Origin of the sequence: Virgibacillus kekensis (assembly GCF_042654125.1) — a bacterium.
In the GTDB taxonomy this organism is placed as follows: Bacteria; Bacillota; Bacilli; order Bacillales; family Amphibacillaceae; genus Lentibacillus; species Lentibacillus kekensis.
Map to the genome: position 1 here is coordinate 337,267 of NZ_JBHSFU010000007.1, position 22,923 is coordinate 360,189.

The 22,923-nt window shown below is 40.4% G+C and carries 25 protein-coding genes; 18 read left to right on the forward strand and 7 right to left on the reverse strand.

Annotated elements, in window-relative coordinates; translation table 11 throughout:
- The first annotated feature begins 87 nt into the window (after window positions 1-87).
- Window positions 88-1,266, forward strand: a complete 1,179-nt coding sequence (locus ACFO3D_RS14105; RefSeq protein WP_390297240.1) for a competence protein CoiA — start codon at window positions 88-90, stop codon at window positions 1,264-1,266.
- 95 nt (window positions 1,267-1,361) lie between these two features.
- Window positions 1,362-3,173: an oligoendopeptidase F gene (gene pepF / locus ACFO3D_RS14110; protein ID WP_390297243.1), complete on the forward strand. Its 1,812-nt coding sequence runs from the start codon at window positions 1,362-1,364 to the stop codon at window positions 3,171-3,173.
- A 702-nt stretch (window positions 3,174-3,875) separates the two neighbouring features.
- On the opposite strand, the gene ACFO3D_RS14115 is transcribed toward pepF, so the two are convergent.
- From ACFO3D_RS14115 to ACFO3D_RS14125, 3 genes are all read right to left on the reverse strand, one after another.
- Complete coding sequence (locus ACFO3D_RS14115; RefSeq protein ID WP_390297246.1) at window positions 3,876-4,775, reverse strand: ClpXP adapter SpxH family protein; 900 nt, start codon at window positions 4,773-4,775, stop codon at window positions 3,876-3,878.
- Between the two features lie 20 nt (window positions 4,776-4,795).
- Window positions 4,796-5,173, reverse strand: a complete 378-nt coding sequence (locus ACFO3D_RS14120) for a globin domain-containing protein (protein ID WP_390297249.1) — start codon at window positions 5,171-5,173, stop codon at window positions 4,796-4,798.
- 69 nt (window positions 5,174-5,242) lie between these two features.
- Window positions 5,243-5,836 (reverse strand): CYTH domain-containing protein, encoded by a 594-nt coding sequence (locus ACFO3D_RS14125; RefSeq protein WP_390297252.1) that lies wholly within the window; start codon window positions 5,834-5,836, stop codon window positions 5,243-5,245.
- Between the two features lie 263 nt (window positions 5,837-6,099).
- Between ACFO3D_RS14125 and yjbM the strand changes: the two genes are divergently transcribed.
- The 7 genes from yjbM to ACFO3D_RS14160 all read left to right on the forward strand — a co-directional run bounded on the left by yjbM (window position 6,100) and on the right by ACFO3D_RS14160 (window position 10,357).
- Complete coding sequence (gene yjbM, locus ACFO3D_RS14130; protein ID WP_390297255.1) at window positions 6,100-6,708, forward strand: GTP diphosphokinase; 609 nt, start codon at window positions 6,100-6,102, stop codon at window positions 6,706-6,708.
- A gap of 14 nt (window positions 6,709-6,722) precedes the next feature.
- The gene (locus ACFO3D_RS14135) at window positions 6,723-7,535 is read left to right on the forward strand and encodes an NAD kinase (protein WP_390297258.1); all 813 of its coding nucleotides are present in this window, start codon (window positions 6,723-6,725) and stop codon (window positions 7,533-7,535) included.
- 21 nt (window positions 7,536-7,556) lie between these two features.
- A complete protein-coding gene (locus ACFO3D_RS14140; protein WP_390297261.1) occupies window positions 7,557-8,435 on the forward strand; it encodes an RluA family pseudouridine synthase in 879 nt (292 codons plus the stop codon).
- Window positions 8,436-8,745: 310 nt separating this feature from the next.
- Window positions 8,746-9,330, forward strand: coding sequence for a hypothetical protein (locus ACFO3D_RS14145; protein ID WP_390297264.1), 585 nt, complete (start codon window positions 8,746-8,748; stop codon window positions 9,328-9,330).
- A 79-nt stretch (window positions 9,331-9,409) separates the two neighbouring features.
- Window positions 9,410-9,595, forward strand: coding sequence for a hypothetical protein (locus ACFO3D_RS14150; protein ID WP_390297267.1), 186 nt, complete (start codon window positions 9,410-9,412; stop codon window positions 9,593-9,595).
- 78 nt (window positions 9,596-9,673) lie between these two features.
- On the forward strand, window positions 9,674-9,862 hold the full coding sequence (locus ACFO3D_RS14155) for a hypothetical protein (protein ID WP_390297270.1): 189 nt from the start codon (window positions 9,674-9,676) through the stop codon (window positions 9,860-9,862).
- A 207-nt stretch (window positions 9,863-10,069) separates the two neighbouring features.
- Window positions 10,070-10,357 carry a TIGR04104 family putative zinc finger protein gene (locus ACFO3D_RS14160; RefSeq protein ID WP_390297273.1) on the forward strand — a complete coding sequence of 96 codons (288 nt, stop codon included), beginning with the start codon at window positions 10,070-10,072 and terminating at the stop codon, window positions 10,355-10,357.
- An 84-nt stretch (window positions 10,358-10,441) separates the two neighbouring features.
- Here ACFO3D_RS14160 and ACFO3D_RS14165 read toward each other — a convergent pair whose 3' ends face one another.
- Complete coding sequence (locus ACFO3D_RS14165; protein WP_390297351.1) at window positions 10,442-10,918, reverse strand: cupin domain-containing protein; 477 nt, start codon at window positions 10,916-10,918, stop codon at window positions 10,442-10,444.
- Window positions 10,919-11,214: 296 nt separating this feature from the next.
- On the opposite strand from ACFO3D_RS14165, the gene ACFO3D_RS14170 reads away from it, so the two are divergent.
- From ACFO3D_RS14170 to ACFO3D_RS14195, 6 genes are all read left to right on the forward strand, one after another.
- The gene (locus ACFO3D_RS14170) at window positions 11,215-11,595 is read left to right on the forward strand and encodes a hypothetical protein (protein ID WP_390297276.1); all 381 of its coding nucleotides are present in this window, start codon (window positions 11,215-11,217) and stop codon (window positions 11,593-11,595) included.
- 167 nt (window positions 11,596-11,762) lie between these two features.
- The gene (locus tag ACFO3D_RS14175) at window positions 11,763-12,281 is read left to right on the forward strand and encodes a DUF4871 domain-containing protein (protein WP_390297279.1); all 519 of its coding nucleotides are present in this window, start codon (window positions 11,763-11,765) and stop codon (window positions 12,279-12,281) included.
- Window positions 12,282-13,154: 873 nt separating this feature from the next.
- Window positions 13,155-13,835, forward strand: coding sequence for a GntR family transcriptional regulator (locus ACFO3D_RS14180; RefSeq protein ID WP_390297282.1), 681 nt, complete (start codon window positions 13,155-13,157; stop codon window positions 13,833-13,835).
- 222 nt (window positions 13,836-14,057) lie between these two features.
- Window positions 14,058-14,852, forward strand: a complete 795-nt coding sequence (locus tag ACFO3D_RS14185; RefSeq protein WP_390297354.1) for a class II aldolase/adducin family protein — start codon at window positions 14,058-14,060, stop codon at window positions 14,850-14,852.
- A gap of 165 nt (window positions 14,853-15,017) precedes the next feature.
- Window positions 15,018-16,550, forward strand: a complete 1,533-nt coding sequence (locus tag ACFO3D_RS14190) for a BCCT family transporter (RefSeq protein ID WP_390297285.1) — start codon at window positions 15,018-15,020, stop codon at window positions 16,548-16,550.
- A 52-nt stretch (window positions 16,551-16,602) separates the two neighbouring features.
- A complete protein-coding gene (locus tag ACFO3D_RS14195; protein ID WP_390297288.1) occupies window positions 16,603-17,160 on the forward strand; it encodes an HD domain-containing protein in 558 nt (185 codons plus the stop codon).
- A 550-nt stretch (window positions 17,161-17,710) separates the two neighbouring features.
- Here the strand turns inward: ACFO3D_RS14195 and prpE are convergent.
- Together prpE and ACFO3D_RS14205 are read right to left on the reverse strand one after the other, a co-directional pair.
- Window positions 17,711-18,445 (reverse strand): bis(5'-nucleosyl)-tetraphosphatase PrpE, encoded by a 735-nt coding sequence (gene prpE / locus ACFO3D_RS14200; protein ID WP_390297291.1) that lies wholly within the window; start codon window positions 18,443-18,445, stop codon window positions 17,711-17,713.
- Window positions 18,445-19,629 (reverse strand): FtsW/RodA/SpoVE family cell cycle protein, encoded by a 1,185-nt coding sequence (locus ACFO3D_RS14205; RefSeq protein ID WP_390297294.1) that lies wholly within the window; start codon window positions 19,627-19,629, stop codon window positions 18,445-18,447. Before ACFO3D_RS14205 ends, prpE begins: the two co-directional genes overlap by 1 nt.
- A gap of 203 nt (window positions 19,630-19,832) precedes the next feature.
- Here ACFO3D_RS14205 and mgtE point away from each other — a divergent pair, with 203 nt between their 5' ends.
- Both mgtE and ACFO3D_RS14215 read left to right on the forward strand, forming a co-directional pair.
- A complete protein-coding gene (mgtE, locus tag ACFO3D_RS14210; RefSeq protein ID WP_390297297.1) occupies window positions 19,833-21,188 on the forward strand; it encodes a magnesium transporter in 1,356 nt (451 codons plus the stop codon).
- Window positions 21,189-21,272: 84 nt separating this feature from the next.
- Window positions 21,273-21,755, forward strand: coding sequence for a CotO family spore coat protein (locus tag ACFO3D_RS14215; RefSeq protein WP_390297300.1), 483 nt, complete (start codon window positions 21,273-21,275; stop codon window positions 21,753-21,755).
- 111 nt (window positions 21,756-21,866) lie between these two features.
- On the opposite strand, the gene ACFO3D_RS14220 is transcribed toward ACFO3D_RS14215, so the two are convergent.
- On the reverse strand, window positions 21,867-22,322 hold the full coding sequence (locus ACFO3D_RS14220) for a CotY/CotZ family spore coat protein (protein WP_390297303.1): 456 nt from the start codon (window positions 22,320-22,322) through the stop codon (window positions 21,867-21,869).
- 201 nt (window positions 22,323-22,523) lie between these two features.
- Between ACFO3D_RS14220 and ACFO3D_RS14225 the strand changes: the two genes are divergently transcribed.
- Complete coding sequence (locus ACFO3D_RS14225) at window positions 22,524-22,847, forward strand: hypothetical protein (RefSeq protein WP_390297306.1); 324 nt, start codon at window positions 22,524-22,526, stop codon at window positions 22,845-22,847.
- Window positions 22,848-22,923 lie beyond the last annotated feature (76 nt).

The window sequence follows — 22,923 nt, forward strand, 5'->3', positions numbered from 1 at the left end:
TGATTTATTCCTGTCTAAAAATTTGTCGCCAAAAGAGGAATCCGTCTTCACCCTGTCGAATATTTAAGGATGGAGGTGAAACTTGTCATGCTTCAGGCGACAACAGAATATGGAGAACTAGTAACCCTTGCAATGCTTACCAGACCTGAGATTTTCGGGATGCGGCAGGAGAACTTCTTTTGCCCGACATGCCATTCGCCGGTAATCGTTAAAGCTGGCCCGCAAATAATTCCTCACTTTGCCCACCTGTCCATTGACGACTGTCCGTCTCGGGAAGGTGGCGAGGGCATTTACCACGAAAAAGGAAAGCTGCTGCTTTATCAGTGGCTGCTCGGACAGGGGCTCAATGCGCAGCTTGAAGCCTATCTGCCAGACATTCAGCAGCGTCCCGATATTTTACTCACGATAGGCGAGCGGAGAATAGCCATTGAATATCAATGCGCCCGCATTCCTGCCGAACAAATTCACAGTAGAACACTGGGATACCACAGCATCGGTATCAAACCGATCTGGATTCTCGGTGCCAATCGGTTTGAACGACAATCTCGGCATCACCTAAAAATCGATCAATTCCAACGTCAGTTTATCCACCAATCCGCAAGCACTATTCCTCAGACAATATATTATTTTTGTCCTGATACCCTTCAATTTATATTCTTCCAGGATATATACTTTTCCGCTAATCACCGTGCAGCAGGTAAATTTCATATTACGAAACTCAATAATATGATGTTCACCGACTTGTTTAGAAAGGATTCTTTTACCGAAAACGAGTTGTTTTTAATCTGGATCAAAGAAAAGCGCTCATTCCGCACAAGACCACCTGGAAAGGGTTTCGGCCTTGAACATAAGTGGAGACAGTGGTTGTACCAGAAAGGCACATATAAGGATTACCTGCCAACAATCATCGACATGCCTGTATCAGCTGGGTACCTGATGAAAACACCGCCATGGGACTGGCAGAGCAGACTGTGCCTCGATATTATTGACCCACTACCGATTGGCAGCCGATTATCGCTCAAGATGTGTGAACGACAACTCCGACGTTATCTATACTCTCATAAAGATTTTCCGCTGATCACCATTTTCAAAAATCCCATCGAGCAATACCTCACGCTGCTAACAAGAACGGGAATTCTCAATCGCGAATCCACAAATACATTTTCCAAACGAAACGCGCTGTTATTTTACCGGACAATGGACGAAGCGCTGGCCGGTGATGTTCATATTTTGAATTTGCTTACGACAGGCAAAATGGAAGCATGATTAACCGGTATTTCGTTATACTAAATAGAAATAAAGGTTTTTTTTCATAAATATAGAAATAGTAGTAGTAAAAGGAAATAAAGGAGGAAGATATTGTGGCAAAACCAACAAAGGAGTTACCGAAACGTAGTGAAATACCAGAGGAACTAACATGGGATTTGAGTCAGATTTTTGAAACCGATGAAGCCTGGGAAAAAGAACTGCAGGCGCTAAAAAATGATATACCGGAAATTGAGAAGTTTCAGGGGAAAATAACTGATTCTGCAGAGAATCTGTATGAGGTGCTGAAGCTGCAGGATCAGCTGTCTGAGCGGCTTGGCATGCTGTTTACATACGCGCATATGAAGTCAGACCAAGATACGACCAACTCAACGTATCAGGCGATGAATTCAAAAGCAGAAAATGTACTGACGCTGGCATCAAGTTCCATGAGTTTTATCGTTCCTGAAATTCTTTCTGCAGATGAGGAAAAGCTTCGTGGCTTTCTGCAGGGAAAAGAAGAACTGCAGCTCTATAAGCATACATTGGATGAAATCAGCCGTCAGCGCCCACACGTGCTTAGTGAAAAAGAGGAAGCTTTGCTCGCGGAAGCATCTGAACCAATGTCAACGCCGTCCAATACGTTTGGGATGCTTAATAACGCTGACCTCACTTTCCCGACAATCAAGAATGAGGATGGGGAAGAGGTTGATCTGACACACGGACGTTATATCGGTTTCCTTGAATCCAAGGACCGCAGTGTAAGGGAAGCAGCATTTAAGGCAATGTATGAAACATATGGCAAGTTTAAGAATACGTTTGCGTCCACACTGACCGGAAACGTAAAGACTGATAATTTTAATGCAAAGGTACGCAACTATGAGTCAGCACGCCAGGCTGCCCTGGACAGCAACAATATTCCTGAGCAGGTATACGATAATCTGGTTGATGCGGTGAATGACAAGCTTCCGCTCCTGCACCGGTATGCCGAGCTTCGCAAAAAGGTTCTTGAGCTTGATGAGCTTCACATGTACGATATGTACACACCGCTTGTTAAAGATGCTGATATGAAAATCAAGTATGAAGAAGCAAAGAAATATGTTACCGAAAGCTTTGCACCACTAGGTGAGGATTATGTGAACACGGTAAAAGAAGGCTTTGAGACCCGCTGGATTGATGTGGAGGAGAACAAGGGTAAACGGAGCGGTGCCTACTCATCAGGCGCGTATGGAACCAATCCGTATATCCTTCTGAACTGGCAGGATAAAGTCAATGACTTGTTCACACTGGCGCATGAGCTAGGGCACTCCATGCACAGCTATTACACCAGAAAAGAACAGCCATTCCGTTACGGAAATTACTCGATTTTTGTTGCTGAGGTAGCGTCAACGTGTAACGAAGCTTTGTTGAATGACTACATGCTGAACCATGTTGAGGATGAAAAGGAAAAGCTGTACCTGTTGAATCACTTCCTGGAAGGGTTCCGGGGTACGGTGTTCCGTCAGACTATGTTTGCTGAGTTTGAACATGACATCCATAAGCGAATGCAGGAGGGCGAGGCACTGACTGCCGAAACACTCACTGAAATTTACTACAACTTGAACAAAAAATATTTTGGAGACGGAGTCGTTTCCGATGATGATATCGGACTCGAATGGTCCCGGATTCCGCATTTCTATATGAACTATTATGTGTATCAGTATGCTACAGGCTATTCAGCTGCAATGGCACTGGCAAGCAAGATTCTTGCCGGGGAAGAAGGGGCGGTTGACCGCTACCGGGATTTCCTTAAGGCTGGAAACAGTGACTATCCAATCGAGGTGCTGAGAAAAGCTGGTGTTGATATGACATCGAAGGATCCAATCCTAGCAGCGCTTGATGTGTTTGAAGAGAAACTTACCGAGATGGAAGAATTGCTGCTGAAGTAAACATAAAGAGGGCTGTCACCGTAGTAGAGCGGTGGCAGCCCTCCTTGCTTTAGGCAGTTAAATGTGACCAAGCGATTATCCTCGCAATTTGCGCATTCTTCCGCGGTATACATTTCGGTGGGTGAATGAATAAATGGTTAGGTAAAGTGAAATGAACAGCGCGGGCAATGTGACGTACAAGGGAATAAGCTGCATCAGACCAAGCAGGTTCAGGAAAATAACCGCAATGGTAATCATTAAGTAAATAAGAGGAGAGAGGTTCATCCAGATCCACTCCAATTCATTTTGTTTTGGGCACTGAGGTCTGTTTACCGATGAATAACAGTCTTTCTAATCCCCTGCAAAACTGTTGATTTTCTGCCTCTGCAATAAATCTTCTCCAAATCAGATAGGGACACGCACAGAGCCCCGTATTCGTTAATAATATATATGTGACATTTTTTTGAATTAGAAGTGTGAAGTTTTTGTGAAGTCATGAGCAATTAATTGAATCTAACTAGACACCTTGATATATTAATAGTGTGAGATGAATCACAAAACAAAACCCCTTTGTTTTGATCATGAAACTTTCTCCCATCCCCCCCTTTGTTATAAACAAGGACGGAGAACTAGAAAGGATATACGCTGCCCCGTATATCCTTTTTTTTTGCCCAATCGTATTTAGTATAAAAAAACCCAAAGCACCGTTTAAGGCTTTGGGTTTTATTCTGCCGTATTATACTTCCAGAAAGTTCCGTACTTGACCGGAATCCGTTCCACGGCCTGACGGAGCTGCAGTTTTTTCATTTCTTTGTTGGTTTTTGCTGGAGTCCAGTCATACACAACTGAAATCTCCTTATTGCCGACAACCCCGTAGTACTCAAGAAACGTTTCAAGTGGTGGTTTGCTTGATGGTACCGGTTCTTTTTCGAGAATCTGTTTCAGGACTTGGACATAAATGTCATATGGGTACAATCCTGATATCTTGATTCCCTGACCTTCTGTTGTCTGGTTGAAGAAGACAATGGTCGGAATATAGTCAACATCCATTTCCTGTGTCAGCTTCAAATCACATTGGAAAGCCTTTTTTGCGGAAGTTGAATAGAGATCATTCATAAACTCCTGTACATCAAGATTGCATTCTTCTGCACATTGGCGCAGTACTGCCTCATCCGAGATATTTTGTTTATTCAGGAAGAGGTTCTCCTGGATTTTACGCAGGAAGATTCGCCCTGCTCTTTTGCCTTGAAGCTCAGCCGCTTTGACAGCGAGTGATGCAATCCAGGGTGAGGAGACCGGATTCTCAATCCACAAGTCGCCATCACAGCTCATCCCGGTTCGGGTGGCAGTTCTTTCCCAGATATCCCGAAGTTTTCTTGGTTGATCAAATTTATCTTTGTTTAAATTATTTAAATGTCCGCTCACGATTGGTCGAATGGTAAAAAAACGGCCGTATTCAATTGATAACTTTTTTAGATACGGTTCCAGTGACCAGCATTCAGGGCATAAAGGATCTACAAATACATAAATTTCAATCGGTTTCTGAACAAGATCGAGGTAGCTATATTTTGCCGATGTGTTTGTGTCTGATGAGCGTGATAGCCCAGGTTGATTCCAACTCACATCGATTCTCCTTTCCTGTGTTACGGTGTGTTCATCATATGATGCGCGGTCATTGTCAATTTTTCAAATATAGCTGTGCGATAGGGTTCTTCGATTTCTGCTTCTTCTAATGCTGCATCCATGCATTCCAGCCATGCATCTTTTCGTTCCGGTGTAATTTCAAATGGTAAATGACGTCTGCGCAGCATAGGATGGCCACGATTTTCGTTATATAGTTGCGGACCACCGAAAAACTGGGTTAAAAACCAGCTCTGTTTCTGTGCGGTCCATGTTAGGTCATCCGGAAATATAGGTGTCAGCGTTGGATGATTCCCTACACGTTTATAAAATTCGGTCACTATTTTATCTATTGTGTCGAAGCCGCCTATTGCTTCGTATATTGTTCCAGGTCGAGTCATGTAGTTATTCTCTCCTAGTTTATTTGTATATATTGTAGCAACGAGGAAAAATATGAGCAACTAATGTGATTATTTACCCATGTCGGTATCTTCCCGGCTTAGCGTATCAAAGAACCGCTGAATCTTATTTGGAGTCGGCCGCTCAGGGATTCCAAACTGTTCCAAAATATCCTTTATTTTTCGCATTCCAATGTCTTCGGATGATGCCTCCAGTTCCAGTTCATAATCTTCTGCGCCACAGTATGTGCTGTAATCCAGAACAAGCAGCACACCTTCGTATTCGAGTTCCCGGCGATCGGTCTTCAGACTGCCGTACAGTTTAAGCTTCTCAAGGGAAATCCCTTTATCCTTGAGTCTGTCAGTTACATTTTCTGTTTCAACAAAATCCCCGTTTAGCCATTGTTCGACCTCGTTCTTTGTTAGTGCGTCATGTGTTTCAAGAAGTCCTGTTGTATGTGGTTCTTTCAATGTTAAAGTGTATTTGTTATTCTTTTCCCGGATACGCAATGCGTAATCATGTTTTTTTAACGAAAAATCCGCTGTTTCAAAATAATGGTTAATCTGCGTTTTACCCTGTTCCGGAAATGGAAGACTGATAAGCAGGCGGTTAAATTCATTCATTGTAAGTAAATTCTTGTACTCGATTTCGATTTCCTGTGCCAAATCGGATGCCTCACTTTCACTTCAGCTTTGGCCATTGTTTCGTCTTATGTTTTGCTATATGTTGTTAATTATGGCGAATGATGGTCAATTATGCAAAGATTATATATTGAATAGGATAACCTTATGGTCTAAAGAAAGTGGCGTCTGTACAAAAGCGATTTATCTCCACCCTATTTCGTTGAGAATGGAGTCTTCTCTCCTTAAATGATAAAATGGAAAAAAAGAACAAAGTAGATATACATATATACGGGTGGTGGGTTAAGTTGAAGTGGGATGTGATCCTTGCACCATATAGTCAGGTAGTGGAGGAACTTAAGGTCAAACTGAAGGGGATTCGCAAGCAGTTTGAATATGAATCACGGCATTCGCCGATTGAATTTATTACCGGACGGGTGAAACCGATTCAAAGTATTCTTGAGAAGGCGGAAAGCAAACGGATTCCGCTTGACCGGATAGAAGAAGAATTGCAGGATATTGCTGGGGTCCGGGTTGTGTGTCAGTTTGTTGATGACATTTATACTATCGTAAAGATGATTCATTCACGCAAAGATCTTACGATATTAGAAGAAAAAGATTACGTGTCACGGAACAAGGAGAGCGGTTATCGATCATACCACATGATTGTCGAGTATCCCGTTGAAACAATTCACGGAGCCAAAAATGTGGTTGCTGAAATTCAAATCCGGACGCTCGCAATGAATTTTTGGGCGACAAACGAGCATTCATTAAATTATAAATATAAAGGCCAGATACCGGCCGATATCAAAAAGCGGCTGAAACGGGCAGCAGAGGCAGCCTTTAAATTGGACGAAGAAATGTCGATTATTAAAAACGAAGTACAAGAAGCGCAACGAATATTCCATCGTAAATAAGGAGAGAGCAGGCTGTGAAATTTGCAATAGTTTCAAAAGGCGACGAACGTTCCAACAAAATACAGGCAACAATGAAGCAGTACCTGACCGACTTTGATCTGGAATACAATGAAGATGAACCGGATTTGGTTATCTCAGTGGGTGGCGACGGTACATTTTTGGAGGCATTCCACCGGTACGTCAATTGCCTGAAATCTTGTGCGTTTATCGGAGTACATACTGGACACCTTGGATTTTACGCCGACTGGGTCCCGGAAGAAGTCGAGAAATTAATCATTGAAATTGCCAAAACACCATTCCAGATTGTCGAGTATCCGCTGCTTGAGGTTATCATTCGAAGTCACAATACAACAAAAGAAATCCGGCATCTCGCATTGAATGAAGCAACAATTAAAACGACAGAGGGTTCTGTTGTGTTTGATGTGGAAATTAAGGGTGATCATTTTGAGACATTCCGTGGGGACGGGCTCTGTATTTCAACCCCGTCAGGAAGTACCGCATACAACAAGGCACTTGGCGGCGGGATTATCCATCCGTCCCTTGAAGCAATACAACTGACCGAAATGGCATCAATCAACAACCGGGTATTCCGGACAATCGGCTCCCCGCTGATTCTGCCAAAACACCATACGTGCCTATTGAAACCGGTGGTTGATTACAGCTTTCTCATGACGATTGACCATGTGACCAAAAAATACAGCGGGATTAAATCGATCCAGTGCCGTGTGGCAAAAGAGCGTGTTAGGTTTGCACGATTCCGGCCGTTTCCGTTCTGGGACCGTGTACGTGACTCGTTCGTTTCCGATGAGAGTAGGAAATCCCATTAAAAGAACAGCAGGTGAGGCAGCATGAAATGGACCATCGATGCAGCAAATGACGGAAAAATGATCCGCTATTATCTTCAGCATGTTCACGGGTTTTCCCGGAAAATAATTAAGTCCATTATCCATAATGATGGTGAAATCTTGGTGAACGGTGTACCGAAAACGGTCCGATATCAGCTGCAGGCAGGAGACGAACTTTCAGTTAATTTTCCAAAAGAACAACGGGGGCATTATCTTCGACCGGAGGAACTCCCGCTTGTGGTGGTTTATGAAGACGACGATGTTCTCGTTATTGAGAAGCCTCCAGGGGTTGCAACTGTCCCGTCAGGCATACATCGGACCGGGACGATTGCAAACGCTGTTCTCGGGCATTATGAGCGGCAGGGGATTTCCTATACGTTCCACGTGGTAACACGGCTTGACCGTGATACATCAGGGCTTCTGCTGATTGCCAAGCATCGTTACAGCCATTCGCTGCTTGTCAGGTCACAAAAAGCACGGACAATCAGCCGCTCATACCAGGCGATTGTGGAAGGACATCTTGAAAATAAACAAGGAACCATCGATTTTCCGATTGGACGCAAAGATGGTTCCATTATTGAGCGGATTGTTCGGGAAGACGGGAAGCATGCCAGAACGCATTATGAGATACTGAAGGAATCTGCATACCATTCGCTGGTGAATATCCGTCTAGAGACAGGCAGAACCCATCAGATTCGTGTGCATTTTGCCCATATCGGTCATCCGCTTGCAGGTGATGACCTGTACGGAGGTTCAACCGAATTTATCAGCCGGCAGGCCCTGCACTGCCACTGGCTTAAATTTGAGCATCCTTTGTCAAAAGAAACACTGGAATTCAGACTGCCGCCAGCAGATGACATGGAAGCATTGCTGAAAAATTAAATTGGTTATGATAAAAAGAACCAGCCATCAATTCGAGCAGGAATTGGTGGTTTTTTAGATGTAAAAAAGTATGAAAATTTCTTATTCTCTCCAAAGGCTTTGATATTTAAGCCCGAGTGAGTGGAATATTATGTTAATATTAAGGTAATGATGGGCGGACTCAGGAGGGGTACAACTGATAGTAATTCAATTACTTCTGATATTAATATTAGGATACTTTACATATTTTGTTATCAAAAATAGAGAGACATCCGGATTAAAATTTGCTCTTTTAGGAATAAGCATTATTCTATTTGGGGGGATTCTTGTCTTGGATAGGAATTTTTACCTCGGCGGGTTTGAATATATAATACTTGTATTCGGGTTGATTCTTTCTGTTGTAGGCTTTGGAAAGAACAAATTTGAGATATGTTTAATAACCGAACTGAGGGTGGGTCATATCAAATACATAGTAACAAGTCTGATGATGTTCTTATCTTTAATTGGCTGTTCCGAAAATAAGACGGTTATAAATATAGATGATAAGAGTTCATTCAGTACGTTAGTCATTCAAAAAATGGAAAACAATTCTTCCTCTGAAGAAATGACCAAAATTATTAGGGATAAACAAAAAATAAAACAAATATTGAAGTTGGTTGAGGGAGTTAAGGTTAAGGAAACGAAGAAAGATTACGCCTTTAATCAGCTAAAATCAAAAAGTAGTTATATGTTTGGTTTTTTTGAAGGTGAAAAGACGGAGACGGGAAGAATTCCGTATGCCTTTTATATTTTAGCGGACGGTACCTTCATTTTCACCTATAAAGAAGTTAATTCAATACAGCAACCTCGTATTACGGTAAAAAAACATGAAGATTTGCTCAATGAGATTAAACGTCGTCTGGAAATAGACTTTTAACATGCTGCTGGAAAAATAATGGAAACTTCTTAATGCATGATTCGTAAGTAAAAGTAGAGAGTATCCTGGAGGGGTTATTGTGGGTGTAATAAAGTCTTGGGTTATCTGGATTACTGGGGTAGTGGCAGGAGTATTCCTATATAGCTTAATACGAGGTGAAGCGATGGATTGGGAGCATATGATTTTGATGAGTGTATCCGGTTTGATTGGAATATTTATTGCTGGTGGAATTAAGAAAGCGGTTTCGCAGCGAGTGAAGGAATAAAAACGGTAAATTACAATGGCAACTACGTAAAAATTAAGCACCTGTCCAAATGTTCAGGTGAATCGGAGGAAATTATAAATGTTTTTATTAGCAAAAACAGGTGGCCTTCAAGTTGGAGATATAGTCTTTCAGTTATTTTTCTTTCTAATTATCCTGGCAGTAATCACCGGGATTGTAGCAATGTTTAATGGTTTTAAGGAAAGGAACAGGCGATTAAGCAGAGTAGAGGAAAAGCTAGATAAGTTACTCGCAGACAAAGAAAAGTAGAATAGTTGTTTAAGCAAGGTGACCACTATATTGTTTGTTTTATTTTCTCTAAATTATCATAATACAATAACGCTGAATGGAATAGCGCCGGTGATACTTCTTTTTACAATTGTAGGAATACCATTTGTTATCTTTTATACGATTTCTTGTATCGGGAGGGATAGTAACAAACTTTAAACCGATAAGTCCAGTGCAGGAGGTGTTCATATGCCAATTTGTCAAAACTGCGGAGGAAAATGGACCTGGAATCAAACGATTAATACAATATTTAAGTTGAAGTGTCCGCATTGTGGTAACAAGCAATACGAGTCTGCCTCCTCTAGAATTAAGGGAGGATGTTTTGCACTTATTCCTTTGTTGATATTGCCCATAAACGCATGGTTAGATTTTTCAGTAGGCACAGCATTAATTCTTGCTGCTATATTTGCCATAATAGTACTCGGCATGTATCCATTTATCCTCAAGCTATCTAATGAAGAAGAACCTTATTGGTAAAAGAGACGCCACCATAAATAGGGACATCAAGAAAAGGGTTTGTCGATCTCACAAACCCTAAGCATTTTTTAATTATCTTGTTGTTTAATAACCCTGGCCGTATGCTTCCTCGGCTGCCATTGCGTCTGCTTTGGTAACATGAACCGTGCCAAATGGATGGTTAGGAGGTGCATATATCGAGTAAAGTTTCAGTGGGATATGTCCTGTGTTAATTAAGTTATGCCAAGTTCCGGCCGGTATCACGATAGCTGAATCATCATGGACCATTTTTTCAAAATTAAATGCATGTTTCGAATGGCCCATACGAACAATGCCCTGCCCTTGTTCCACACGTAAGAACTGATCGACATCAGGGTGCATTTCCAGGCCAATATCCTCGCCGACTCCAAGGCTCATTAACGTAACCTGAAACTTTGACCCTGTCCATAATGCAGTCCGAAATGTATTGTTTAGCTTCGTTGCTTTATTGATATTGATAACGAATGGATTTGGCCCATAATCCCTCAGATAGGTTTGTTGCCCGCCAGGCCAGTATTGTGGTCGTCTACCGCAGTCACACATCGAGCTATCGGAAAAATACGGATTTTGGTGTGGGTCCCCATATGGATAAAACATTCTTCACTCATTCCCTTCATAATCCTTCAAAAATAACCTATGCATATGCGGAGTAAACGTACCTAACAAATAAAAAATCGCACCGGTAATTACGGCTTATTGTTAGCTATGTTGATTCTTATAAAAGACGAAGTGGGTAATTGTAGTTTTATGTTAAACAAATGCAGAGTTGTGAAGGACAGTTGTTAAACGAACAGCGGGATAGTTTAATAATGATTTCCTAAATAGAAGGAGTAATTGGATTGTTAGAAATTAAATTTGTTTCTGTACTACTATTATCTCCTTTTGTCTTAATAGGTTGCCAAAACAATAACAATAACCTAAATCTAACCGAAGATGTTACAAGGATTGAGGTCTATGCATGGGATAGTGATGAATTTGTGGCTACTATTAATGATAAAGAGTTTATTGATGGACTTGTAAAAAAATTGGATAAGGCTAATACATCTTCCACAGCAAATATGAACTTTCAAATGCCAGATTATAAGTTATTATTAAGAAACAATGCAGAAGTTAAATATGAAATAGGATACTATAAAAAAGTTAGGGATTTAGGCATTAAAGGTCAGTACTGGGAATTCGATAAAATATATGGAGTAAAACTAAAGCTACCGATTGACTAATCAATATTAATTCAACAAACGTTTGCAAGAGTCCAATTAAATGTATCTGTCTTTTTTAAAAGTTGTTTTGTTTTTGAATTTTCATCATATTATAGAAATACTATGTTAACATTTAATAAATAGATAATGAACTAATGAAACGGGAGAGCTATTAAGGGAGGAAAAGTATGAAAAGAAAAATTTCTATTTTGGTTTCTCTTATTTTTTTAGTAATAAATGTTGGGTGTACAGCACAAGAAGAAAGCGAAACTTGGGAAGTTAGCTCTACTTTTAAAATTAATGTTTCCTTCAATGATGGGACAGATGGTGAATATCTGTTGATTGGTGAGGAAGAGAAAGTCGGTTTTTTAGTCGGATCAGGTGAAAAAGGTGAAGCAGTAGCTTCGCCAATTAAAGCTAACAAAGGAAGTAAGTATATGTGGCATTTTTGGGGTGATGAAGAAAATATTAGTGGTGATTTCAAGGTAGTCGGAACTAACGAAAAGGGTGAAGAGCATCCAGTATTACTAACGGGTACAAATGAAAAAGTGTGGAAATACCCTGATATCAGCGTTAGTCCTAACAACGGTGCTGATTCTCATATCCCATCTGGCATGGTGTTCCCAACGAGTGGATTGTGGAAATTAGAGGTTTATTTTGATGAGAAATTATTTGGTGAAATTGTTATAAACGTGGAGAAAAGTTAAGGGCGGCTATGAAAATTTGTAGAAGAGTTGTGATACCTATGGCTTTCCTCTTGTTAATTACTGGTTGTAGCAAGAACAATGTTGATAGTGAATTTTCCGTATTTGCAAATAACTAAAATTTAAATCATGAATCGTGAGAAACACTTCTACAATGTTTAGATAAAGAAGATATTGAATACAAGCTGGATAATGATAAAAATGTGTTGATTAAAAATAAAAAAATACATATGCATCTGCTCGTTGTTCTTAATACTTATTTGTGAGAATCGTTATTTATCTTCAACTAACGAGACAGGGTTTTATAATAAGCGCAGATAGATAAATCCTTTAAAGAGCCACAAGGAGCTTCAAAGATTTTTAAAATTAAAGATCACTATGCTGTAATGGAAAACGTATTGAATAACTTGTTTTCAGGTCCAGAACAGGAACGGAGTCAAATTTTGGAGTCTATCGATGAAAAGGGTGCAGGAAACATGGGTACCGATGAAGCAAAATTTCAATACCCGAACACGGAAGGGAATTGTTCAATATGAGAAAAAGCATTTAAAACGCTATTTACAGATGAACTATATGATAAAATTAAGTCTTTACGCAGTTAGACGTAGAAGCTCTTAAAAAAGAGAGAGGACTTACACAAATGAAAACGTCATAGGTTTATTAATGGAAATAATTACTATATATTGTCAACAATCTTATGATATCTTATAATAAAAGAAGTCGATAGCTAAAGACATAGGACAAAATATATTTTTAATATGTTTTTAAATTTTTCCTATAAGGACAAAGCTAAAGTGTTTATAAAAATAATAGGAAAATTTGTTGTTATATTAGGATAACTAGCCAAATCAATAAAATAAAAAGGGTGCTCCCAAATTGGATATAAATATTAAAAAGAGCTCACTAAAGTATCAAATCGCTGAAGGAATTAAGAAGGAGATATTTCGAGCAAAATTGAATCCTGGTGATAAAGTGACAGAAAGTGATATAGCTAAAAAACTGGAAGTTAGTAGAGGTCCTGTAAGAGAAGCTATGCAACTTCTGGTTATGGAAGGACTGCTTGTTTCTGTCACTTATAAAGAAACAAGGGTAAGTAGCATTACAACTGAAGAAGTTACAGAGCTGTTAATACCCATGAGGATAAACATGGAAATATTTGCATTAAAAAAGGCATATTTCACATGGAATGAGCAACACTTTGAAAAATTTGATGAGTTAGTGAATCAAATGAAGCGTGCTACCATGTTTAATGATATGCCACTGTTTAATGAGGTAGATATTCAATTTCATGAACTTATTATTGTGTCTTCAAATATGAATAATCTAGTACATCTTTGGGAAGGGATTTTAAATCGTATTCGATTACATTTTGTTCATCAAAACAGCTTGTCATTAGATTTACAAAAGTTTACAGATGAGCATGAGAAACTGCTTAATACTTTTAAAACTGGAGACTTAGATACTGCTGTTCAAGGTCTAAAGGATCATATTATAAAAACAAACATACCCCGAGTGGAATTATTGCCAGACCAAGAAAATGAATCCAGCGAAGAATAAAAAGTTCAAAAATTTTTTATAAAAGATGCTTTTTCAAGTATATTGAAAAGCATCTTTTTTATGTAGCTGTATAAAAACAACACTATTGTTAATTAGTAGATTGTTGACAATCTTACTGTGTTTGTTATACTAACTAAGGTTATAAAAATGAATGACAATTTTCCGAATAGAAAACAGTATTCATTTTTATGTGAACAAATAAAAGGAGGGACTCGATTGAATATGAAAGATTACAAAGAAGAACGTGTCCATGGAAAAGGTGTTCAGGATTACTTGCAAAAGCCTATATTTAATAGTGTAGAAGAGGAACGTCTGCATAATAAGCAACGCTTAGCAGCAGCCTTTCGTTTATTTGCCCGGTTTGGATTTACAGAAGGAATAGCAGGTCATATTACATACCGGGATCCAGAATACAAAGATCATATGTGGGTGAATCCATACGGCATTCCTTTTAACAAGATGAAGACCTCAGACCTTGTGTTGGTCAATGAAGAGGGTGAAGTAGTCGAAGGAAAGTATTCTATACATAAATCGGCACTAATGATTCATGCTGGTGTACACAAAGCAAGACCGGATGTTATTGCTTCTGCCCATGCTCATCCTTTATACGGAAAGACTTGGTCCTCTACCGGAAGATTGTTGGATCCGCTAACACAAGATGCATGTGCATTTTATAAAGATCATTCTGTATCGGATGAATTTTCAGGGGTTGTATATGAAGAAGACGAGGGAAAAAGGATTGCCAAAGCACTAGGAAACAATAAAGCTGTCTTTTTGAGAAGTCATGGCCCGTTAACAGTTGGACAGTCTGTAGACTCAGCAGCCTTTTGGTTCATCACACTTGAGCGTTCCTGCCAAGTCCAATTGTTAGCTGAGGCAGCTGGTATTGTTAATCCTATAGATGAAGAAAATGCAACATTGACAGCTAAACAAGTTGGAAGAGAACAAGATGGATGGGATAATTTCCAACCGTTGTGGGAGCGGATTGTCAGTGAGCAGCCAGATTTACTGGATTAATTATTAGAAGCATGTAATAAAATAGGGGGCTTTTAAAACAGTGCCCTGTTCTGTACACAAAGAAAATTTCTAATTTGTTATAGTGGAGGAGATTTTATTAATAAAGAAGAAACGGGGAAACAACCAAAGGATAAGTCGTATGATGTTCCTCTTATTTTTATAAGTTTGACTATAGTATTGGCTATCGTAGTGTTTTTAGGTTTATTTCCTGAAAAAGGAACAGCGTTTGCTAATCAGGTATTCGGATTTTTAACTAACTTATTTGGCGTGACTGTGCTCTTATTTACATTTGGTGTTTTAGCATTTTTGGTTTATATCGCCTTTAGTAAGTATGGAGATATTCGACTTGGAAAAGAAAAACCCCAATTTTCAACAAAAAGTTGGATAGCGATGATGTTAACTGCTGGGTTAGGATCTGCTACGGTTTATTGGGCTTTTACAGAGTGGGCCTTTTATTATAACACTCCTGGTTTAGGAGCTGATCCTCAGACCAGTGCAGCTTATGAATGGGGGCTTGCTTATAATTTCTTTCACTGGGGCGTTAGTGCTTGGGGGCTATATTGTATAGCAGCTTTGCCTATTGCTTATCACTTTTATGTTCGAAAGAATAAAGGGTTAAGCCTTAGTTCAGTAGTTGGAGAAATTACTGGTTTTAAATCAAAAGGCGTTGTGGGGAAAATTGTTGATATTATTTTTATATTCACTTGTCTAGGTGGATTAAGTATTACTTTAGGGTTAAGTATTCCTTTATTATCACAAGGAATAGCCAGTATTCTTGGTATTCAAGCCGATTTTTCCATCGATTTAATTATCATCATCATTATTTCTGTTATCTTCACTCTAAGTTCTTACCTAGGTATTGAAAAAGGAATTAAAAGAGTTACAGATCTTAATACCGTGTTGGCGCTCGTATTCATTGGTCTAATTTTTTTCATTGGACCAACTATGTTTATAATAAGTAACTCTACAAATGCGATAGGTTTGATGATTCAAAACTTTGTTCACATGAGTTTATGGACAGACCCTATAGAAAATAGCTCTTTTCCATTTGATTGGACCATCTTTTATTGGCTTTATTGGATTACTTATGCTCCATTTATGGGTGTGTTTGTTGCCAGGATTTCAAGAGGAAGAAAGATTAAAGAACTTATTTTAAACATGCTGATTAGTGGAAGTCTCGGATGCTGGATTTTCTTTGGTATTTTACAAAACTTCAGTATGGACGCAAATATTCGTGGAATCGTTGATGTAGCGGGAAGCCTAAGTGTTGATGGAGGAAATCAAGCTATTATTGATGTCTTAAACACATTGCCTTTATCAGGGGTGTTTATTTTATTCTTTGTGGTACTCTCCATGCTATTCCTTGCATCTACATTAGATTCGGCGTCATATACACTAGCAGCAACTACTACAAAAGGACTTAAAGACCATGAGGACCCTACCCCTTTTCATAGATTATTTTGGTGTTTGGTCGTTGTTTTAGTACCGTTAACTATAATTTTTATCGATGCTCCTTTGAATACCATAAAGACAGCTGCCGTTGTTACATCAATCCCTTTAATCTTTGTATTGCTTATCATGATTTACGGTTTGATTAAATGGATGAGAGAGGACTTCGGTGATACGCCTGCCCAAGTTATCAAGGAACAAAACAGAAGGAAAAAAACAAGCAAAAACGATGATAAGTCTATATCTTGAAAATTAAATTCTTAATAAATTTCTTAGTAAATCATTTAGGGAGGATATATCAATGCAAAAAGTAGTTAAATTCAGGAAAATGGTAGATGGCACAAAAGAGGAATTTGAATATCTGGAAAAATTAGAGGAAGGTTTCAACACAGGACTTCCTGACAGGTTACTAAAAAAATTGGATGAATTGAAAAATAGCTTTAGTGGCTATCGAATAACTCGATATGAGCATTCTTTACAATCCGCTACCAGAGCGTATCAAAATAACGAAGATGAAGATATGATTGTGGCGGCTTTATTACATGATATTGGAGATGAGTTGGCACCACATACTCATGGTGAAATGGTTGCGGCTATCCTCAAGCCATTTGTTTCTGAAAAAGCAACATGGATTGTTAAACACCATGGCGTATTTCAGCAGCATTATATGGCTCATATGACAGAAGCAGAAAAAAATGCTCGAGATATTTACAAAGACAATCCTTTTTATGAAGCATGTGTGAATTTCTGTGAGAATTACGATCAGAATTGCTTTGACCCCGATTTCGAGCATTTACCAGTGGAGTTTTTTGAGCCGATGGTGAGAAAAGTTTTTACACGCACACCTACATTTAATTAAAGACTTGTTAATATCTTTACTTGAAAGTAATAAAGTAATAGGGAGAGAAATGGCACAATTTCATTTCCCTCCCTTTTTTTGTGTGCTTTACATATGTGGAGTTTGATCTAGGGTTATAATATCAGGCATCACAAACTGGTACAGCGCATGCAACTAAGGATGGAAACGGACTGCGCGCGCGTTCATGCCGAAACTATCTGGTGTTGTTGGACAGGTTATATTTAGTGTTGGTTTCGGCCAACTATTTGATAAACACTATCCAAAAGATTTTGAAGTGAAGTAATACAATCTAATGATGGCAAGATTTAAAACAGGCGATCATTTTACCTGATTATCTTATTTAAAAAATGTCAGTTTCATCTGGGGTACGACTTCATATGTTAATCCAGAATTTCCAAGAACAGTTGGTATCTTAGAAAAACTCGACATTCGTCTCGTCTATAACGAGTGTCGAAGTTTTTCTTATACTATCTTCCGTAGAAACTTATAAGTTCTGATAGTAAAAAAAGACCAAATCTTATGCGATTTGGTCTGCTGATTCTACCAGCTTTTAATCAAACGAGCGGAATTTCTCTGCCAGAAACGGTTGCTGAGAGGGGACGGAGACCTTTTTTTCTTCTGGCAGCCGGAATGCCGACAACTTATTGCCGAAGACACACCCAGTATCAATATTAATTGTTCGCTTGATTGTCCGCGGTTCCATTACTGGGGTGTGACCATATACAATCCACCGATTCCCCTGATAATGCTTCGCCCAGTCTCGGCGAATAGGACGACCTTCTTCATCAAACTTGCCGGTAGTGTCTCCGTAAAGCACGAACGACTTTACTTTTTTGTCGGTTCGCCCAATATAACTTTCCTTGATACCGGCATGTGCTACCACTACATCCTGCAATGTCAGATATAATGGTGCCTTTTCATACAACTCCATAAATTGGCTGCGGACAATTTCCTGTTCGTCTTCAGGAAGGGCTTTATACTCTGCCACTGTTGTCTCGAGTCCGTGTTTAAGCTGGACTTTGTTGCCAAGGAAATAACGGTAGAGTTTGTTGCAATGATTGCCCGGAACATACTTGGCCTTATCCTGAGCAACAACCATTCGGTAAACTAGCCGGATGGTTTCAATTGAATACGGACCACGGTCAGTTATATCGCCGACGAACACTGGAACCCGGTCATCGGGATGAATATATATCCCTTCCTCCAGAAAGTAACCGAGCTCACCGAATAGTTGTTTCAATTCATTCAGACAGCCATGCACATCACCAATGATATCGAGTTTCATTATTCTCGCCACCTTGCCTCACTGAACATATATTCTCTCGTTCTTGAATGAACGTTGAGCACAATTCCCATTGCAAGCAGGTATGTGATGGTCGAACTTCCTCCATAACTTAAGAATGGCAGCGGAAGACCGGTGATCGGCAGAAGTTGAATTGACATACCGATATTCTGGAAAATTTGGTATGCAAACATTCCAACAAGACCAGTCACAAGATAGCTACCGTATTTATCATTACTTAACAGCGCTATATGAATCATCCGGTATATCAGCAGGAAATAAAGGGTTACGACAAGACTGGCTCCCACAAAACCAAACTGTTCGGAAACTGCCGTAAAAATCATATCGGTATGGCGCTCGGGCACATATACTTGAAAATCACCGACGCCTTTACCTAACAGCTGACCGGACCCGATTGCCATCATCGCCAAAATTAGCTGGTACCCGGCATCATAGTTTTCCTCTGGGTTTAACCACCCTGTGAACCTGCTGGACACGTGACCAAAGACCGACTCTTCAAGAAAGTCAGCAATCGGGCCAGGGAAGAAATACCAGATAGCAACAGCGAGCAGCACGATATCTAAAACGATAAAGGTAATCGAGAAAAGAATACGCCACTTAACACCCGACACCAGAATCATCGCTCCTGTAATCGCTCCTAATACCAAGAAACCACCTAAATCCGGCTGAACTGCAACAAGTCCCATCGGCGGGAGCGCGATTCCTAGTATTTTTCCTAACAGTCCAAGATCACTCTTGATGGTTCGTGTTAAATACTTTTCATTATGCCGGACAATTATATGGGCGATCGTCATAACTAGGACAACTTTCATGAACTCGGCCGGCTGAATGGTTCCGATTACGGGAAACTTAAACCAGCTGACCGCACCATTTGCCTCATGGACAATCCCGGGGGGGAAGCCGACAAACAGCATCAACAGCGCCAGCATGCCAATTCCGTATAAAACCCATGTCAGCTGGTGAAAGCGGTCGTAGTCAACCTGCATGATGACAAAAATTACAATTCCGCCGAACACATACCATACCGCCTGCTTCAGGAAGAAGTTTGACCCGTCATATTTTGCGGGTAATGTTGGCTCAATCGTATATAAGGTAAACAAACTTATTATGCCTAACAGGATTAAAATAAAAACAAGTGTATAATCGATATTAAAATTTTTTCGCATCGCCAAACCTAGCTTTCTGTAAAATCTCGTATCTTTCAATTTTACACGAAATATGTAAATTAATTAAGTGTTCTCCTTCAAAAAGAATATAATACCCGCATAAAGTCCTGTATAAACTGTCAGCGGCTCGGAATGTTGTCATCTTTTTTTCCATGCTATAATAATGAAGCAACAGTTTTTTTGTGCGAAAAGGAAGTGATTGAATGGAACGGACTGGTAAAGAAGTTAATTGGGAAACACTGCAGGAACTGATCAGGGAAGATGAATTTGATGCCTTTCGTGATGAGTTTCTGGAGCTGCACCCGTACGACCAGGCTGCATTTTTTATGGAGCAGCCGGAAGAGGTGCGTTTCCGTATCTATACATTTCTGTCACCGGAAGAGATGGCGGATATCATGGAAAATATTGACCTGGAGGATATCGAACCATTTGTAACGGAAATGGATCCCAGGTTTGCCGCCATGTCTGTATCCGAGATGTCAACGGATGATGCGGTTGATATTTTAAATGAACTTGATAAAGATGTTGTCGTCAGTTTTTTGACCATGATGGATGATGAGGCGGCTGACGAAGTAAAAGAACTGCTTCATTACGAGGAAAAAACTGCTGGTAGTATCATGACAACCGAATATGTGGCTATTTATAAAACAGAAACTGTGATCAATACGCTGAGACAATTGCGTAAAGATGCTCCGGACGCTGAAACCATCTACTATTTGTATGTGATTGACGTGGATAAGCGACTGGTTGGCGTTCTGTCCTTACGTGATTTGATTATTGCTGATGACAATGTATTGATTTCTGATGTCATGAGTGAAAAGATCGTTTCGGTGTCTGTTGCCGAGGACCAGGAAGACGTCGCACAAATGATGCGTGATTACGATTTCCTTGCTGTACCCGTGGTTGACTTTCAGCATCACCTGCTTGGAATTATCACGGTCGATGACATTATGGACGTCATGGATGAAGAGGCGAGTGAGGACTATTCCAAACTTGCAGGGGTATCGGAAATGGACCGACCGAATGACAGTGCGTTTATTTCTGCACGAAAAAGACTCCCATGGCTGGTGATTCTGCTATTCCTGGGAATGCTGACAGCGAGTCTGATCGGTCGCTTTGAAGAAACACTGAACCAGGTAGCCGTGCTTGCGATTTTTATCCCGCTGATTGCTGGGATGGGTGGAAACACTGGAACCCAGGCGCTGGCAGTAGCGGTTCGTGGTATCGCAACAGGTGATTACGGGAAGCAGGGGAAAGCCAAACTAGTTTTTCGTGAGGCGGCCACCGGGCTGATCAATGGGCTCGTCTGCGGTGTCCTGATTACAATTGTTATTTATCTGTGGAAAGGTGAATTTTTCCTCGGATTACTGGTCGGCCTGTCAATTCTGGCTACTCTTATAGTTGCCACGCTTGCAGGTGCACTCGTGCCGATTATTATGGATAAATTCAATATCGATCCGGCTGTTGCATCCGGTCCGTTTATTACGACCATTAATGATATTATCTCAATCCTGATTTATTTTGGGATGGCAAATGCGTTCATGAATTTTCTCCTATAATAGCGGTCAGGGGTAGGCAAACACACATCCCATTACTGGTTCATATAATGTGTTGACTATCGGAATAAAAAGGAGCGAATTCAGATGGGAGAGAAACGTTACGCCAGGCGCCCATTACTTTATATTCAGCAACCGACCATCCGGACACCGGAGGCACAGATGCAGCACCAGTACACTACGCCAAAAAAATCAAAAGCAAAATCCGGAGAGAATGTACTGAAACGGCCATTTAAACATAGTGATTTTGAAAACGATGATAATATCGAGCCCGATCTGGCTAATGAGTCGGTTGACAATAGTGGATACGATGAGGAAGCCGAGGATGCAGAAGACCAGGGACGTAAAAAGTTTAAGGAAATGACGCTTCGTGAACGTGTGGACTATTTTGTGAATACTCCTAAACATTTGCCGGCGATGAAATGTGAACTCAAAACCGAAGAAAGAAAATACCGCGGCATAATCGTGGGATTTGAGGATGAAATTGTTCTCATGCGTGTTGGACGCCGGGTAACACCTACTAAAATACCGTTTGAAACGGTAGAGGAAATCCGGTTGTTAGGTTTTTAGAAGATGAATTAATAAAGGTGCTCCAGCGTATCGCCGGAGCACCTTTTTCAGATGATAGTGGTGGTTTGTTGCTTTTCTAATGAATCACAGATAAATTGTTTACGCCTGACACTAAAATGCAGAGATTGCTGGCAGGCAAGTGATGTGACAGAAGCAGTTTAGGTCAACAGTGATGCAGATACCGGTTGCACGCAGTGGATCTGTCTCCTGGTCAACTGGATCTTTAGGATTCTTATCATTGTCACCCGGATCTCTTAGCAATTCAATAACCGCACAGCAGTCATCATCTATACTTTTAACACGGAAGAAAAAGCTTGCTTGCATTTTACCGATGTCGTCAGGATCTGCCCCAAAGCCTTTAAATGGTTTACAGCCGTCTTTGCAGTACAGAATTACTGGTACTGTATCAAGGCCGTTTCCGTTGTCTGTCTCACCCAGCAAATCACTAATGGACCGATCACAGCTGGTGGTACAGCAATTTTCAACTACGTCATTTTGGGCATCCAGTATCTCGCGAAGGACATCGCATACACAGTTGCCCGAGTGAAATTCTTTTCCACAACCCATGAATTATAACTCCTTTCATAATGTTTATTGACTTGTTGTCTCTAATAGGATATGTGCTCATAGGTAGATGGTGTGGGCATTCGTCTTTTTTTGCGGGATATTTATAATGGATTTTCTTCGGGATAAAGGGCTACTGTCTATACCCCCTGGGATTTTGCACATAGACTAATATCGACCACGATTCTATAAAGGAGTGTAAAAATGTCTGATAAACGTAAAGTTATTCATGTCAAAGATCTAGTTATACAGGCGGACAACGTTTACATCGAACGGCCTGGCCCAGGTCCAAGAAGGCCACATCCTGGTCGCCGTGGCGATGTAGAAGGCGCTCAAGATGAACGCAGGCGACATGGGCGTGGCGATGTAGAAGGCGCTCAAGATGAACGCAGGCGACATGGGCGTGACGATGTAGAAGGTGCTCGTGATGAACGCAAGCGACATGGTCGTCGCGGTGTACAGGGGGCACGTGATGAAAGGAAACGACGTGGCCGTGATGATGAAAGCTCAAGCAGTTCGGAAAGCTAGAAAAATAGACCGGGATCATTTCAGACAGCTATAACATGGCTGTCTATTTCTTTTGGCCTATTTTTTAAAAAAGTGG